The 12,964-nt window shown below is 63.7% G+C and carries 14 protein-coding genes; 11 read left to right on the top strand and 3 right to left on the bottom strand.

The window, feature by feature from the left end:
• Nucleotides 1-30: 30 nt before the first annotated feature.
• The gene (locus tag FDW81_RS17740) at nucleotides 31-318 is read right to left on the bottom strand and encodes a hypothetical protein (protein WP_138135518.1); all 288 of its coding nucleotides are present in this window, start codon (nucleotides 316-318) and stop codon (nucleotides 31-33) included.
• A gap of 288 nt (nucleotides 319-606) precedes the next feature.
• On the opposite strand from FDW81_RS17740, the gene FDW81_RS17735 reads away from it, so the two are divergent.
• From FDW81_RS17735 to FDW81_RS17725, 3 genes are all read left to right on the top strand, one after another.
• Nucleotides 607-1,674: a VWA domain-containing protein gene (locus FDW81_RS17735; RefSeq protein WP_138135517.1), complete on the top strand. Its 1,068-nt coding sequence runs from the start codon at nucleotides 607-609 to the stop codon at nucleotides 1,672-1,674.
• Nucleotides 1,675-2,030: 356 nt separating this feature from the next.
• Nucleotides 2,031-2,474: an alpha/beta hydrolase gene (locus tag FDW81_RS18250; RefSeq protein ID WP_205754636.1), complete on the top strand. Its 444-nt coding sequence runs from the start codon at nucleotides 2,031-2,033 to the stop codon at nucleotides 2,472-2,474.
• A 60-nt stretch (nucleotides 2,475-2,534) separates the two neighbouring features.
• Complete coding sequence (locus tag FDW81_RS17725) at nucleotides 2,535-3,110, top strand: hypothetical protein (protein WP_240720408.1); 576 nt, start codon at nucleotides 2,535-2,537, stop codon at nucleotides 3,108-3,110.
• A 770-nt stretch (nucleotides 3,111-3,880) separates the two neighbouring features.
• Here the strand turns inward: FDW81_RS17725 and FDW81_RS17720 are convergent.
• Complete coding sequence (locus FDW81_RS17720) at nucleotides 3,881-4,726, bottom strand: hypothetical protein (RefSeq protein WP_240720406.1); 846 nt, start codon at nucleotides 4,724-4,726, stop codon at nucleotides 3,881-3,883.
• Nucleotides 4,710-6,473: an FAD-dependent oxidoreductase gene (locus FDW81_RS17715; protein WP_138135515.1), complete on the bottom strand. Its 1,764-nt coding sequence runs from the start codon at nucleotides 6,471-6,473 to the stop codon at nucleotides 4,710-4,712. Before FDW81_RS17715 ends, FDW81_RS17720 begins: the two co-directional genes overlap by 17 nt.
• A gap of 170 nt (nucleotides 6,474-6,643) precedes the next feature.
• Between FDW81_RS17715 and FDW81_RS17710 the strand changes: the two genes are divergently transcribed.
• The 8 genes from FDW81_RS17710 (at nucleotide 6,644) to FDW81_RS17675 (ending at nucleotide 12,727) form a co-directional block, all read left to right on the top strand.
• Nucleotides 6,644-7,024, top strand: a complete 381-nt coding sequence (locus FDW81_RS17710; RefSeq protein WP_370279188.1) for a UBP-type zinc finger domain-containing protein — start codon at nucleotides 6,644-6,646, stop codon at nucleotides 7,022-7,024.
• A gap of 58 nt (nucleotides 7,025-7,082) precedes the next feature.
• Nucleotides 7,083-7,814 carry a DUF4386 domain-containing protein gene (locus FDW81_RS17705; RefSeq protein WP_138135513.1) on the top strand — a complete coding sequence of 244 codons (732 nt, stop codon included), beginning with the start codon at nucleotides 7,083-7,085 and terminating at the stop codon, nucleotides 7,812-7,814.
• A gap of 51 nt (nucleotides 7,815-7,865) precedes the next feature.
• Nucleotides 7,866-8,261 carry an alpha/beta fold hydrolase gene (locus FDW81_RS17700; protein WP_255467127.1) on the top strand — a complete coding sequence of 132 codons (396 nt, stop codon included), beginning with the start codon at nucleotides 7,866-7,868 and terminating at the stop codon, nucleotides 8,259-8,261.
• Between the two features lie 74 nt (nucleotides 8,262-8,335).
• On the top strand, nucleotides 8,336-8,965 hold the full coding sequence (locus FDW81_RS17695; RefSeq protein ID WP_171027274.1) for a hypothetical protein: 630 nt from the start codon (nucleotides 8,336-8,338) through the stop codon (nucleotides 8,963-8,965).
• A gap of 209 nt (nucleotides 8,966-9,174) precedes the next feature.
• Entirely contained in the window at nucleotides 9,175-9,591 is a 417-nt protein-coding gene (locus FDW81_RS17690) for a CBS domain-containing protein (RefSeq protein WP_138135511.1), read from the top strand.
• 442 nt (nucleotides 9,592-10,033) lie between these two features.
• Nucleotides 10,034-10,219 (top strand): hypothetical protein, encoded by a 186-nt coding sequence (locus FDW81_RS18245; protein ID WP_205754635.1) that lies wholly within the window; start codon nucleotides 10,034-10,036, stop codon nucleotides 10,217-10,219.
• 380 nt (nucleotides 10,220-10,599) lie between these two features.
• Nucleotides 10,600-11,154, top strand: coding sequence for a DUF3090 domain-containing protein (locus tag FDW81_RS17680; protein ID WP_138135510.1), 555 nt, complete (start codon nucleotides 10,600-10,602; stop codon nucleotides 11,152-11,154).
• Between the two features lie 538 nt (nucleotides 11,155-11,692).
• Nucleotides 11,693-12,727 carry an AAA family ATPase gene (locus tag FDW81_RS17675; RefSeq protein ID WP_138135509.1) on the top strand — a complete coding sequence of 345 codons (1,035 nt, stop codon included), beginning with the start codon at nucleotides 11,693-11,695 and terminating at the stop codon, nucleotides 12,725-12,727.
• Nucleotides 12,728-12,964: the final 237 nt, after the last annotated feature.

The raw sequence follows: 12,964 nt of genomic DNA, 5'->3' as shown, positions 1-12,964 counted from the left end.
ACTGAGTACACCTAGGCCCTGCACGCCTTCTCAACCCGGCGCCGGATCCCTGCTAATCAGGTCGGCGACGTGTGCTGCCGGGAGGGCCTCGGCGCTGTCCTGCTCTCCTGCTCTCCTGCTGATGACCGGCGTCAGAAAGGGACCATGCTCCCCGGCTGGTTTCCATTCTTCCTGGCTAGAATTCACGAGGATGTCCACGTGGTCGAGTTCATTCTGAACCTGCCGGATTGCCCGCTGTACGCCTTCAGCGTCGGCAAGATCCAGGAACGATGGGGAGTAGGGTTCAGGCAGCGAGGGTGCGTAGTGCCAAGTTCCCAATTAGGTACTCATTACTCGGGTGCCATGCATGCAACGGCTATAGCGTGGTGAGCGGAGCCGGCGACGAGGGCTTTCGTCTGAGACCGCGAATGCCTCCCCCAGCCGTCGTCGGCTCCCCTCACCGGTGTCCGGTCCCGCCCGAGTTGAGCTGGCACCGTTCATACGGGGAAACCGGGCGGCTGACAAAGGAAACGAGCATGGGCCGCCGACACGCAGCAACTGACCCCATCTATCCACGCTGGGTCTGGATGGCTGCGGCGGCCACCGTGGCACTCCTAAGTGCGTGGCGTGGAGCTGGGCACCAGCCACTACATGGCCACCCCCGAGCATTTCCTGTGGCACACCAGGGAGGCTGACGACGCCGGGAACGTCGCAGAATTTCTCTCCGCCGTGATCGTGGACGAAAAATCCGTCTGGGACTACAACCGGGGAGTGGTCAGCGAGGACGGACTGACGAAGCAATCGGGCCCCGCGCCAAAGGAGCCGCTCCGCCCGATCTATCCCATCGACGGCGTGCACGTGGCGGACAATCCGGCAGTAATCCTTGACGGAGAATGGGTGGGAAACCAGCAGCGTCTGGCGGCAGAGGATTTCCTCGCGTTCGCAGTGACGGAACAGGGCCAACAGGTGGTCAAGGCGTCCGGGTACCGCACCATCCAGGGTGACCTGGACGCCGGTGTGGCGGGAACCGGCCGCTACCCCGGCACGCTGCAGCCGCTCCCGCTGCCCAAGTCCGAGATTCTTACTGCCATGCAGGACAGCTTCCCCGAGGTCCGGAAGCGGGCCAGGGCACTGTTCCTGCTGGACGTCTCGGAGTCAATGGTGCAGGAACCCGGACTGACCAAGCTGCAGCGAGCCAAGGATGCCGTTCTCAAGGCGCTGGACCATTTTGTGGGTGAGGACGAGATTGGGCTCGCCGCCTTCTCCCAGGTCGGCGACGGCCCCTTGACGCCGGGTATCGTCAGCCCGGTTGCCCCGTTGAGCACCAATAAAGAGGACCTCATTGCCAAGCTCAATGACCTCAAGGCAGTGGACGCCACGCCTCTTTTCGAAGCAGTGGGCCGCTTCGCCGGCGATCAGGCCAAGGAATACAAGGACACCTTCATCAACACCATCGTGCTTTTGAGCGACGGCAAGAACGACACTACCCACCCGGGGGACCTGGGTGGGCTCTCCGAACAGTTGAGCCACCAGAACCACTCGACGCCGGTGCTCGTCTTTACGCTGGCTTACGGGCCGGACGCCGACGTCCCAACGCTGAAGGAAATTGCCAGGGCCAGCGGGGCCCACTACTACGACGCCACCGACCCGAGCAGGCTTGAAGGGGTGCTCGGCGAACTGGTGACCAGTTTCTAAACCAGGCGCGAAAATCCGAGCCGGTGACAGCACGACGAAGCTTGTTGATTTGCGCAGGAGCGCTGGCAGCGGCTGCTGCCCTCTCCACCTGTTCGGAGGTAGATATGGAGCGTCGGGAAGCACCGCGGAATGCTGCTGCCCTGAATGCCAGGCCCAAAAGCGCGCCCGTCTCTTTGCCCATTCCCGGGCAGCACCTACTGGGCCTTGAATCCGCGAGGGACACACTGCTTTACGTGCCAACGGGGCTGGAAGTGGGCGTACCCGCCCCGCTGATTCTTCTACTGCACGGTGCCGGAGGAGAGGCAGCGGGAGGCTTGGGTCTCCTATCCGCATTCGCCGATTCGCACAGGATCATCATGGCGGCGCCCTCATCACGGGGCTCCACCTGGGATGGCATCCGTGGCGCCTTCGGCCCTGACGTGGATGTTATTAACCGAGCCTTGGAGCGGATCTTCCAGCTGGTCTCCGTGGACCTTAACCGCGTAGCCATCGGCGGTTTCTCGGACGGTGCTTCATATGCGCTGGGCTTGGGCCTGGCAAACGGAAACCTGTTTTCCGACGTCGTTGCGTTTTCCCCCGGTTTCATTCCGCTGGCACCCAAGGCAGGCAAACCGAGGGTTTTCGTTTCACATGGGGATGGTGACAGCGTCCTGCCGATTGACCGCACCAGCCGGCGGCTGGTGCCATCCCTTGTCCGGGATGGCTACGAGGTGACGTACCGCGAATTTGCCGGGCCCCACACCGTTCCGGGCCCCGTCGTGCAGGAGGCTGTCGCGTGGCTGGGGTGGCAGCCCTGGTGAAACCGGGAGTGAAGCTACTCCGGAAGGCTGAAAAAGCTTGCGGCTACGAAGGCTGTTGTTTTGAGCAGCGCACGTGCCCACTATGGAAGGGTGGGAATGAAGGACAAGCGGCACCTGCTGGCGATTGCCCTGTGCCTGCTGATCCCCCTTGGCGGAATGACGGGATGCTCCTATGACTACCCTGAGCCCGAGCGCACCCCCACCGCTGTTCCCGCGCCCGCAACAGCCTCCGTCCACCCCTATAACAATCTGCAGGTCCTGGAGCAGGAGGCGGAGAACTACGCGGAGCTGGAGCGGCTCCTCCGGACATCGCCGGGTCCAGTCCTCCTTTACGAGGTGGGCCCACTGGATGGTCCGCTGCGGGGCTTTGGCAAGTTCGAGGAGGTGCCGGCGGCCGGGCAATACACCGTCACCGCAGCCTGTGTTGGTGCCTCCGGTGCAAGAATCTATATCGGGCAGGAGTTCCCCGGTGCCACCTTTCAGCCGGTGGAACTCGCACTGGATTGCGCCGGCGCCACTTCCCAGGTCATTGCGCTTCAGCAGGGGTACGTTTTCGCGCATCTGTTACTGCCCAGCCCGGGCGATACTCCCTGGACGGGGGCCGTTGGCGGTGTGCGTGTGACCGGAACCGTTTGAGCCTGCGCAGACCCTATTACGCAAATGACCTCAGCCTGAGGCTAGGCATTCGCGGAGCCGACAACCTCCTTGAGCTTCTGCAGGCTCTGAGGACTGGCAGCAACTTCGATGAGTCCCCCGTCAGATTGCAGAGTCATGATGTGGAACTGCCACGGAAGCCCCTGCCTGGCGTCCTTTGATTCCGCCCGGCGCGGCGGGTACACGACCTCTAGCCCCGTGAGGGCCTTGGAGCGACCGGAGGGGATCAACGTGTCGTAGACAGCGGGCTGGAATTCGATCCGGCCCGGGGCTGGTGCGTACCGGTTCCAAGGTCTTGGTTTACCGGCGTCGGAGTGATGCAGGGCTGTCGGAGCGCATGGATGGCGGGAAGATCATGGAAGGGTAACGACCGATTCTGAAGCCCTGTAATAACGGGTTAGTAACCCTTGCTGTAGAGCCACGCGCAGTGTCTTCTCCGCGCTTACACTGAGCCATGGATGCGATTCCTTTGGTAATCCTGATCTTGGGCGCTGCTTTCGTCTGGATCGGCTTGACGGTATTCGTCATCCTGCGGTTGCGCCGTCGCCGGAACGGCTCCTCACTGGTGGCTTCCGCTCCCCCTGCCGCCGAAGCGGGCAGCAGCCGTGCGCACATGCCATGGCGCCGCACCCGGCAGCGGATGGTACAGACCCCAAGGCGTTCACGCAGACTGCGGCCCCGCAGGGTTCGCGGGTGACCATCCGGAGGATCAAGCTCTTGGCGGAAGATCGCCCAGATATTTCCGGTCCGGGCTACCGGCGACGGGACAGTGCAAGTGCCCATCCGCCAGCCACGCCGATGGCAAGTAGTACTGTTATGAATCCGATCGCCGGTGCACTGGGCCACGCCAAGGCGTCGCCATGCCGCAGCAAGGCGAGCGCCTGCAGGATGACGAAGGCAACGGAGGTGCGGGCCACGGGGCCGACCATGCGAAGGTCGTTACTCAACTGGCCCTGCGCTGCCGCCCACCCAAGACCCACCAGCCATGCTCCGACCGCCCTCGCTGTGAGTTCGGAGAGTGGCCATGGCCACCAGGTCGCGGCAGAAACGGGCACTGCCAGGAGCGCCACGCCATATAGCAGCAGTACCGCGGCGATTCCCGCAAGAAGCACCCGAAGCGCAGGGGGCAAGACTGGCCGTCCCTCACTTCTGGGCTTTGGATCAGGGCGCCGGGACCGGATCTGCATCCGACTGACGACGAGCATTGCCAAGGGAACGATGGCATAGATTGCCAGCCACGCCCACGTGGCCACTTGGGCAAGCGGGGCATTGTCCGGGGACAGGTGGAAGCGATCGAGATGAAGCAGGGTGACGCCGAGGGTCAATGTCGTGAAGACGAACACGGGCCAGACGGCCAGCCTCGCTGAGTCCCAATCCGCTGAGCGGGCCCCCGTCACCTCCAGGCCGGCACTCGCCCAGTAGGCCGCCCCGAGGAACACTGCTGTCATGGGCGGATTAACTGTCCACGCGAACCATTCCGCAGTTCGGAGCGGAAACACGAACAGCACGAGCCCTGCAAGAAACACAAGAAACGCAGCGACGTAGAGCAGCCGCCGCATCGGTGCAATCAACGGTGTGGCATTAGCTGAAGCGGACATTACCGGGCAGCTCCTCAGGTGCGGTTGCCTCACCAGGGGCAGGGTGCGGGGCAGGCAGGGGGTTCTCGGCCAGGTAGGTGTGAAGCATCGATACCACGGTGGCGCCGTCCCCCACGGCGGTAGCCACCCGTTTGATCGAACCGGCCCGCACGTCGCCGATCGCGAAAATGCCGGGCATGCTGGTTTCCAGCGACAGTGGCGCCCTGTCCGGCCTTCCCGACCTGCCGTCACTGACATTCCGGCTGGAACCCGTGCGCACAAAACCGGCTGGGTCACGTTCCACGGTATCGGGCAGCCAGGAGGTCCGCGGCACCGAACCGATCAGCACGAACAAGCCGCCCGCCTCGATCTCCTCACTCGGGCCCGCGTCGGCTCCGGATGCGGCGACTTTGACGGCGGCAAGGAATCCGTCCCGAGCGCGGCCACCCACGATTTTGGTGCTGTAGCGGATAGCAACGTTCCGGGTCGCCACAAGTTGGGAGATGAGGTAGTCCGACATACTGACCGACAGACTGGGTCCGCGCACCAGCAGCGTTACCTTCGCCGCGTACTTCGCAAGATGCAGAACCGCCTGTCCGGCCGAGTTGCCGCCACCAACCACACAGACATGCTTTCCTGCCATCGACGGTGCCTCGGAGACTGTGGCACCGTAGAAGACGCCTCTGCCGAGCAGGTCCTCCAGCTCAGGTATGCCGAGGCGGCGGTAGTCGACGCCGGTCGCCACTACGACTGTGCGGCACCGTACGAGGGTGCCGTCGGAAATCGAAACTGTGTAGAGTGCTCCATCCACCCCGAGCCCCTCCACCTTCCGCAGGAAGAGGAAGTCCGTGCCCAAAATCCAGGCCTGGTGAAATGAGCGGTAGGCCAGGTGGGCGCCGCTCACACCGCGGGAGAAGCCAGGATAGTTGCGGATCAACGAGCTGGTGCCGGCCTGGCCTCCCACAGCCTCTCCCTCCACCACCATGGTGGAGAGGCCCTCGGAGGAGGCATAAACCGCGGTCGCGAGTCCTGAGGGACCGGCTCCCACGACCACCACGTCGAAGATCTTGTCCCCCGGCGGCGGTCGCGTCACCCCCACGGCCTGGGCGATCTCCAGGTCACTGGGGTTCTCAAGGACAATGGGTGGAGCGGTGTACTGCAGCACCATGACCGGCAGTGCGGGGTTGCGCAGGCCCAGGCTCTCGAGCGTCCGTTGCGCGGTCTCGGATCCCACAGGGTGGAAGACGGAGGGGATGTGGTTTCGGCTGAAGGAGTCTCGCAGCGTGTGAGTCCTTTCATCGGTCACCTCCCCGATCAGCCGGACCGCCTCGAACGCGACCCCCTGGGCCAGGTGCCAGTCATCGAGGGCGTCGGTAATCGCCCCATGGAATTCTTCGTCACGCGACCGTTCGGGACGGATGATCAGCAATTCGGCATGCCCGAGGGCGATAGCGTGGAAGACAGCGGGGGCGCTGGCGAAGTCGCCCCAGATCACCACGACACCACGCTTGGCGGCAGGGTGAAAGCCGTAGGCACGCCGCAGGAAATCGAGTCCACCGTGGTCACCCGGACTGTGGCACCCGAGTATGAGTGCGACCTGGCGCTTCCAGCGCCGGAGCCCCTCAAGCACCGCCCGCCCGTGGGCGTGGTCGGCGCAGACCACCACCTCGTAGTCGGCGCCGTAGCGTCGGCGTAACTCATCTTCAAGAATGCGCCGAGATGTCGTGTCTGTGGTGGCAATCAGCATGATCGGAACCGAGTCATCCATGGCCGCCGTCTTTCCGGGTCAATGGTTCGGTGGCCATCACGATACTCGCGCCGGAACATCGGGGACAAGGGGTGCTCCCTGCATCGCGACTGTCATTCCAAGGGCCCGGGAATTCTGCCAAAATAGCTCCCGACGGCGGCCAAGCGGGATGACTCGGCAGAACCGGAGCCATGGAAATGGAGGACCCCATGGAGGATCGCGCTATTCCCGGAATGAGCCTCGATGCTACACCCAGTGGAACAGGGTGCCTGGAGTGCCTCAGCGGTGACGGTCCAGGATGGTGGCTGCATCTACGCCGCTGTGCCCAATGCGGCCACATCGGGTGCTGCGATTCATCACCCTCACAGCATGCCAGCGCCCACGCACGCACCGAGGGTCATTCCGTAATGAGGTCCTTTGAGCCCGGGGAGGACTGGTTCTACGAGCACACCACGAAAAAATTCTTTCGCGGTCCGCGGCTTCCGGATCCACAATCAAGACCAGTGGAGCAGCCGGCACCTGCACCCGCAGACAAGGTACCCGCAGACTGGCAGGAGCGGCTACACCGGTGACCGTGCGTCCAGAACCAAAGGCTCGGGGGCTAGGCTGTGGCCAAGTGCAACTGAGGATATGAAAGAAGTCGCTTTAAATTCAGTAAGGAAGACCGCCCTCATCGCGGGAGTGTTCTACCTCGTAACATTCGCCAGTTCCATTCCTGCGGTCTTCCTTCTGGGGCCCGTCTTAGACGACCCCAACTACGTCGTCAGCGCCGGCAATGACACCAGCGTGATCTGGGGCTGCCTGCTTGACCTGATCAACGCCTTCGCCTGCGTGGGCACTGCGGTGGCCCTGTTCCCAGTGGTCAAGCGGCAGAACGAAAGCCTGGCGCTCGGCTTTGTCACGGCACGCATGTTCGAGGCCGCAGTCATCGCAATCGGCGTTGTCAGCCTGCTGGCGGTGGTAACGCTGAGGCAGACCGGAGCTGCCGGAGCAGATCCGCAGTCACTGGTCAGCGTTGGCCAGGCACTTGTGGCCGTTCGGGACTGGACGTTCCTCCTGGGACCCGGGACTATTCCGGCTTTCAACGCGCTGCTGCTCGGCTACCTTCTATTCCGGTCCCGGTTCGTACCGCGCATCATCCCCATCCTGGGACTGATCGGGGCCCCGCTGCTGCTCGTGTCAGCCATCACGACCATGTTCGGCATCAACAGCCAGGTTTCCGTCCTGTCCGCGGTTGCGACCCTGCCCATCTTCCTCTGGGAGCTGTCCCTGGGGCTGTACCTGACGTTCAAGGGCTTCAAACCCTCGCCCATCATTGCCGGAGCTGCCGCGCGGCAAACCCGCCAGGCGGGTAGCCACTAGCCTAGGCAGGCGCATGCAGATCTATACGGACCCGAAAAAGGTCCTCCAGTTTTGCTACTGCTCGGTGGGGGCGTCGCCTGCTGGATGTGGAACTCGCTGCGGCATAGCCTGGAGCCCCGGTGTCGGCTAGTCGTCCCTCACTTGCCCGGGCACGGACAGAGCTGCAGCGAGGCCTACATCTCGCATCCCATGACGGCGCGGGCTCTCCACGACCTGGTGATGCAGCGGGTTGGAAGACCCGTGGCGGTAATCGGACTTTCACCCGGCGCTCAACTGGCCATCGCTCTGGCGGCCCAGCATCCGTCAGCGGTCAGCCGGGTCATGGTAGTCAGCCCCCAGGCCAAACCGATGGCCTTCGAGAGCCTCACGCTGGGCCTGTTGGGCATCAGCGCACCAACCTTCTGCTGTGAATCGGATGAAGAAGGAGGGCTAAACTGGCGCAATTAGGAGGGATTGGGGGATCCACGGCGGCGGTGCTGCTGCTCCGCTGGTCGGTCGCAGCCACCGAACGAAGGACCACCATGACCTTTTTCGAAGACTTTTCAGTGCCTCCCATGCCGCTGCAGCCGAGGACAACGAGATACGTTCCGCCGCCGTGGGCGGCTGCACCGGCCTATGCGCTGCCCGCTGTAGTCCATCTCGGTAAGTTCCTGCACGGGAGTCCCACCATGGTTGTGGCGGTTAAGAGCGCTGACGTGCACTCCACCGGCTGCTCCTTCAACCTGTCCTGGCTCTTCCGCCGCAGGGATCAGAGTGACGAGGACTGGGCCGACGTGCAGCACCTGTTGTTTCAGCCAGGCATGGGCACCCGTCGCAGCAAGGATCGGCAGACAGGACTCATGTTCGGTGTGCAGTTCCCCGATGGGTCGAAAGCCGGCACCGGCATTGTGGGGCCGCATGGCTTGCTGGAAAGTGGCGGCCAGCAGCCGGAACCACCGACGCTCGTTCTGAACGACGGCGGGGGAAGCGGCGGTGGTGACGAATTTTCCGGCTCATGCCTGCTCTGGCTTTGGCCGCTCTCCCCGGCCGGCGAGCTTCGCCTTGTTGCCCAGTGGCTCGACTTCGGGTTGGAGGAGACTTCCATCATGTTGGACGGCAGGCAACTTCGGGAGGCCGCGGCCGGGGTGCAGCAGTACTGGCCTGAAGAGTGAACAGGCCCCCCGGAGCACAGACCAACCAGGTTACCCACACAGGACTCATCGTCTAGCCATGGCCGCGATCAGGTCTTTATTCGGTCTGGACACTAACGCTCAGCATACTTACCTTTAACTCGTGACCTCGATGCGCTTGGTGCCCCACCGAGACTGTGGCACGACTTGCGCGACCCGAATACCAGAAGAACCAACATAAGGAGAGCGCCATGCCCACAGCACGTGAGATCATGACCGGCAGCGTTGAGTGCATCGGTGAAAGCGAAACCCTGGAGGCTGCGGCCCGGAAGATGAGAGACCTCAACGTCGGCGCGCTGCCCATCTGCGGCGAGGACAACAGGCTCAAAGGCATGATCACGGACCGCGACATTGTTGTTAAATGCTTCGCCGAGGGAGGGGATCCGCGCACGGCAAAGGCGGGAGATTTTGGCCAGGGCAAGCCGGTGACCATTGGTGCCGACGACTCCATTGAGGAAGCGATCAGGACAATGGAAGAGCACCAGGTGCGCCGGTTGCCGGTCATCGACGGCCATGATCTGGTCGGCATCCTTACCCAGGCAGACATAGCCAGGAACTACCCGGAGGACCGAGTCGGAGAGCTCGTCGAGCTTATCTCTTTCTACTAGGTTTGCCGGACGGGGACAGGCCCAGGTACCCCGCCTTATGCCTGCCGGTGCGCGTGGCTATCTTCGCCAGAGAACGGGGCGCGCCCTTCCGGCGCCCACGGCCATCCGCCGCCTGCTGGTCCCTGTTTGTCGGCATTCCCGGCAGTCATGCTGCGGAGTTGCGTCCCGATCTGCCAGTCGTACCGCCCTAGACTTTCGCCATGCACCCCTTAGCGGCGATCGCCTTGGTGTTCCTCACTGGGCTTGCCTGGACTGGCACCATCCTGACGTTGTTGATTGCCTTGGCGAAAGCGCGACGGCGGCGGCCGACTGAGGTCAGACGAGCTGACCGGGGTATGACGGCGACGTCCTCCAGCATGGCCACAGGCGGCCCGTCCGGCCGATAGGCTCGTTGTACAGAGAGCCTGAGGGGACGGCGCTACGAAGATACGCCGTCCTTGCCGTGACTCTCGCCGCGGCACTCCTGCTGACTGCTCCTGCTTTGGGCGTGCTCGTCCTCACCTCCATGGTCTTCATCGGCCTCGGCCTGGCGCGGACCATGTTCTTCGCCTGGACCCCGGTGCCCTCGATGATCGAGGATGCCAGGATTGGGGCCTCTACATCAACGCCGGCTGCGCCCTGTCACTAGCGGCCGTCGTCTGGTCACACGTCCGGGGCAACCCCGTCTGGGTGACCGTCTGCGTCGGAGCTGCCCGGGATCCTCTCCGCTGGCCAGCGCTAGTGAACAATCACGGCCTGTTGCGCCACGCGGCCGCCGTCGTGGCATTCCCACTGGCCCTGGGCGGTACCGCAGAGGCTATCTGGGCGCGCGGCTGCCGGCAGCGGCAAGCTGCGGTCCCACCCACGCGATGGGCTGCACCCATCCACGGCTTGCTGCAGGCAGTGCTTTCATCTGGCCTCTCCTGGTCAACCCACCACGGTTATGTCCCCCACAGGAACCGCACTCCGCCGCCTTTGGCGTCCAGTTTCCGGCGGAACCGTGAACCCCATGTCGCCTAAGATACTGGCATGCCTACACGTGTTCATGAGTTTTCCTGGCCCGATCGGGTCGTCATCGGCACCATCGGCGTTCCGGGGGCGCGGACGTTCTACCTGCAGGTACGCACAGGCACCCAAATCGTGAGTATCGCTCTAGAGAAGCAACAGTCGGCTCTGCTCGCTGAGAAAATTGACGACATTTTGGACCAACTCGTCGCCCTCAAGGGCAACCCCTTCAGCGTTCCCACCAGTACTCCCGCTGAATTGGTCGACAACGATCAGCTCGACGCCGTTCAGGAGCAGTTTCGAACTGGTGCCATGAGCTTAGGTTGGGACCCAACGACTGCGCAGGTGATCATAGAGGCTTACCCAATCGCCGATGTCGATGCTGGATACAATGACGAATCCCTTGGCCAGGACGGTGCCGAAGCGCCCGAAATGCTGCTGGTACGGATGCCGGTGGGCACCGCCCGCGCATTCGCCAAGCGCACGCGTGAGGTGGTGGGCGCAGGACGTCCCTTATGCCCGCTCTGCGGTTACCCCGTAGACGCCGATGGGCATATATGCCCTCCTCGTGACGTCTGATGCCGGTCAAAACCATGTACCTTGGGCAGCATGGGCGGCACGACGGCCGTCCTCAAGCCGATAGCAGGAAAGCACGTCCCTGAGGCAGTCGGCTTAGCCCATAACGAATCCGCGATGAAGAATCCAAGGTGAGAGGTAGACCCTCCACCAAAGAATCTGTCGCCTCCGCCATTCGCCGTTTAGACCTACCACTTCCCGACCCGGGGGCATTGTGGGAATTCTCCTTCCCGCAGTGAATGCAGCGCCGGGGAACGTCGCCGTCGTCCAGTTGGGCTAACCACAAATGGCCGATTCCCCATCTGCGAGTCAGGAACCGGTGCGGTGTTGGTCCTTCGATGACCAAGTCATCCTATTCGCATAGGTCGGGCACCTCGTTGCCGCCTCAGATTTAGAGCTGCCGAAGTCAGCACCGAAACCACAGCCAGTGCCCGCATTATCCAAAGGAGAGTGCCTGTACGCGTGAATACTACGACCAAAAGAGTTGATACTGGTGAACCCAGCCCCACCCGGTTGGGGAATCGAGTACTACAGTGGATGCATGGCTCCCAGCCGCCATCCGCTCGAGGAACTGCGCGAAACCATCGGCCACCTGGCCGATCAGCTCAAGCTGCCCGGTTCGGAGCGCGTCGACGACCTGGTCGGAGATCTCATCGGCGCGAAGCCCGGGCCGGCCCGGGCGCTGTCCGAGGTGCAGACCGAGCTCGACGCGCTGGTTGGACTGGAGACCGTGAAGGAACAGGTGCGGGCCCTCGTCGCACTGCTCCAGGTCCAGGCCCGCCGTAAGACGCACGGCCTGCCGGAGGTGGCCACATCACAGCACCTGGTGTTCCTCGGTAACCCCGGCACGGGCAAGACCACCGTGGCGCGGCTTCTGGCCGAGATGTACCGCGCGGTCGGTCTGCTGCAGAAAGGCCACCTGGTCGAGGTCGACCGCTCGGGCCTGGTGGGGCAGTACGTTGGCACGACCGCCATCAAGACGGACCGGGTGATCCGGCGGGCGCTGGACGGCGTCCTGTTCATCGACGAGGCCTACGCGTTGGCCCCGGAGGACGGCCGGACGGACTTCGGCCCCGAGGCTATCGAGGTCCTGCTCAAGCGGATGGAGGACCACCGCCACCGCCTGGTCGTGATCGTGGCCGGGTACCCGCGGCTGATGGAGTCCTTCCTGCTCTCGAACCCCGGACTTCGCTCCCGGTTCGCCCGCGAGATCACGTTCCCCGACTACTCCGTCGACGCACTCCAGACGATCTTCCACCAGATGCTGGCCCAGCACGAGTACGCGCTGGAGCCGGGTGCGGACCAGATGCTGCGCCGCATCTTCACCGGGCTCCACGCGGGCGAGGACTCCGGCAACGCACGGTTCGCCCGCACGCTGTTCGAGCAGGCGCTCAACCGCCAGGCGTTGCGGCTGTCGCGCGATGAGGAACGAAGCCTCGACGAGCTCGATCGTGAGGCCGTCATGACGCTCACCGCGGACGACATCGTCGAGGCCGCGCTGGCCTTAGGCGAGGAGCCGGAGCCGGAACCGGCGCCGGAACCGGAGCGGCCGCGCTGGTGGCGCTGGATGGTCTGACCGGATCTTCGGCGGCTGCCAGGCCAATGCGGAAACTGGACTGCCAGTGATGAGGCGGCGGGTTCCTGCCGGCCCGGTCCTGTTCAGGTTCCATAAGCCATTTGCCTTCCGACTTCCTGGCGTGGAAGCTGCCAGTGGTGTCCTTCAATCACGTGCCACATGGGATCCAGCCCTTCCGGCCCCCCTGTTGCCTCACGTCAATAGGTCCGGGAAGGCTCCGTCGTTGCCTCACTGGAA

It is taken from the genome of Pseudarthrobacter sp. NamB4, from assembly GCF_005796185.1.
Taxonomy (GTDB): Bacteria; Actinomycetota; Actinomycetes; order Actinomycetales; family Micrococcaceae; genus Arthrobacter.
Note: the sequence above shows the minus strand (reverse complement) of the source record. Positions and strands in the feature narration are given on the sequence as shown.

What these genes read in the sequence shown, in the direction of transcription:
- FDW81_RS18250 (WP_205754636.1), top strand. Translation starts at nt 2,031, where the DNA reads ATGGCGGCGCCCTCATCACGGGGCTCCACCTGGGATGGCATCCGTGGC.
- FDW81_RS17720 (WP_240720406.1), bottom strand. Translation starts at nt 4,726, where the DNA reads ATGTCCGCTTCAGCTAATGCCACACCGTTGATTGCACCGATGCGGCGG.
- FDW81_RS17715 (WP_138135515.1), bottom strand. Translation starts at nt 6,473, where the DNA reads ATGGATGACTCGGTTCCGATCATGCTGATTGCCACCACAGACACGACA.
- FDW81_RS17710 (WP_370279188.1), top strand. Translation starts at nt 6,644, where the DNA reads ATGGAAATGGAGGACCCCATGGAGGATCGCGCTATTCCCGGAATGAGC.
- FDW81_RS17705 (WP_138135513.1), top strand. Translation starts at nt 7,083, where the DNA reads ATGAAAGAAGTCGCTTTAAATTCAGTAAGGAAGACCGCCCTCATCGCG.
- FDW81_RS17695 (WP_171027274.1), top strand. Translation starts at nt 8,336, where the DNA reads ATGACCTTTTTCGAAGACTTTTCAGTGCCTCCCATGCCGCTGCAGCCG.
- FDW81_RS17690 (WP_138135511.1), top strand. Translation starts at nt 9,175, where the DNA reads ATGCCCACAGCACGTGAGATCATGACCGGCAGCGTTGAGTGCATCGGT.
- FDW81_RS17680 (WP_138135510.1), top strand. Translation starts at nt 10,600, where the DNA reads ATGCCTACACGTGTTCATGAGTTTTCCTGGCCCGATCGGGTCGTCATC.
- FDW81_RS17675 (WP_138135509.1), top strand. Translation starts at nt 11,693, where the DNA reads ATGGCTCCCAGCCGCCATCCGCTCGAGGAACTGCGCGAAACCATCGGC.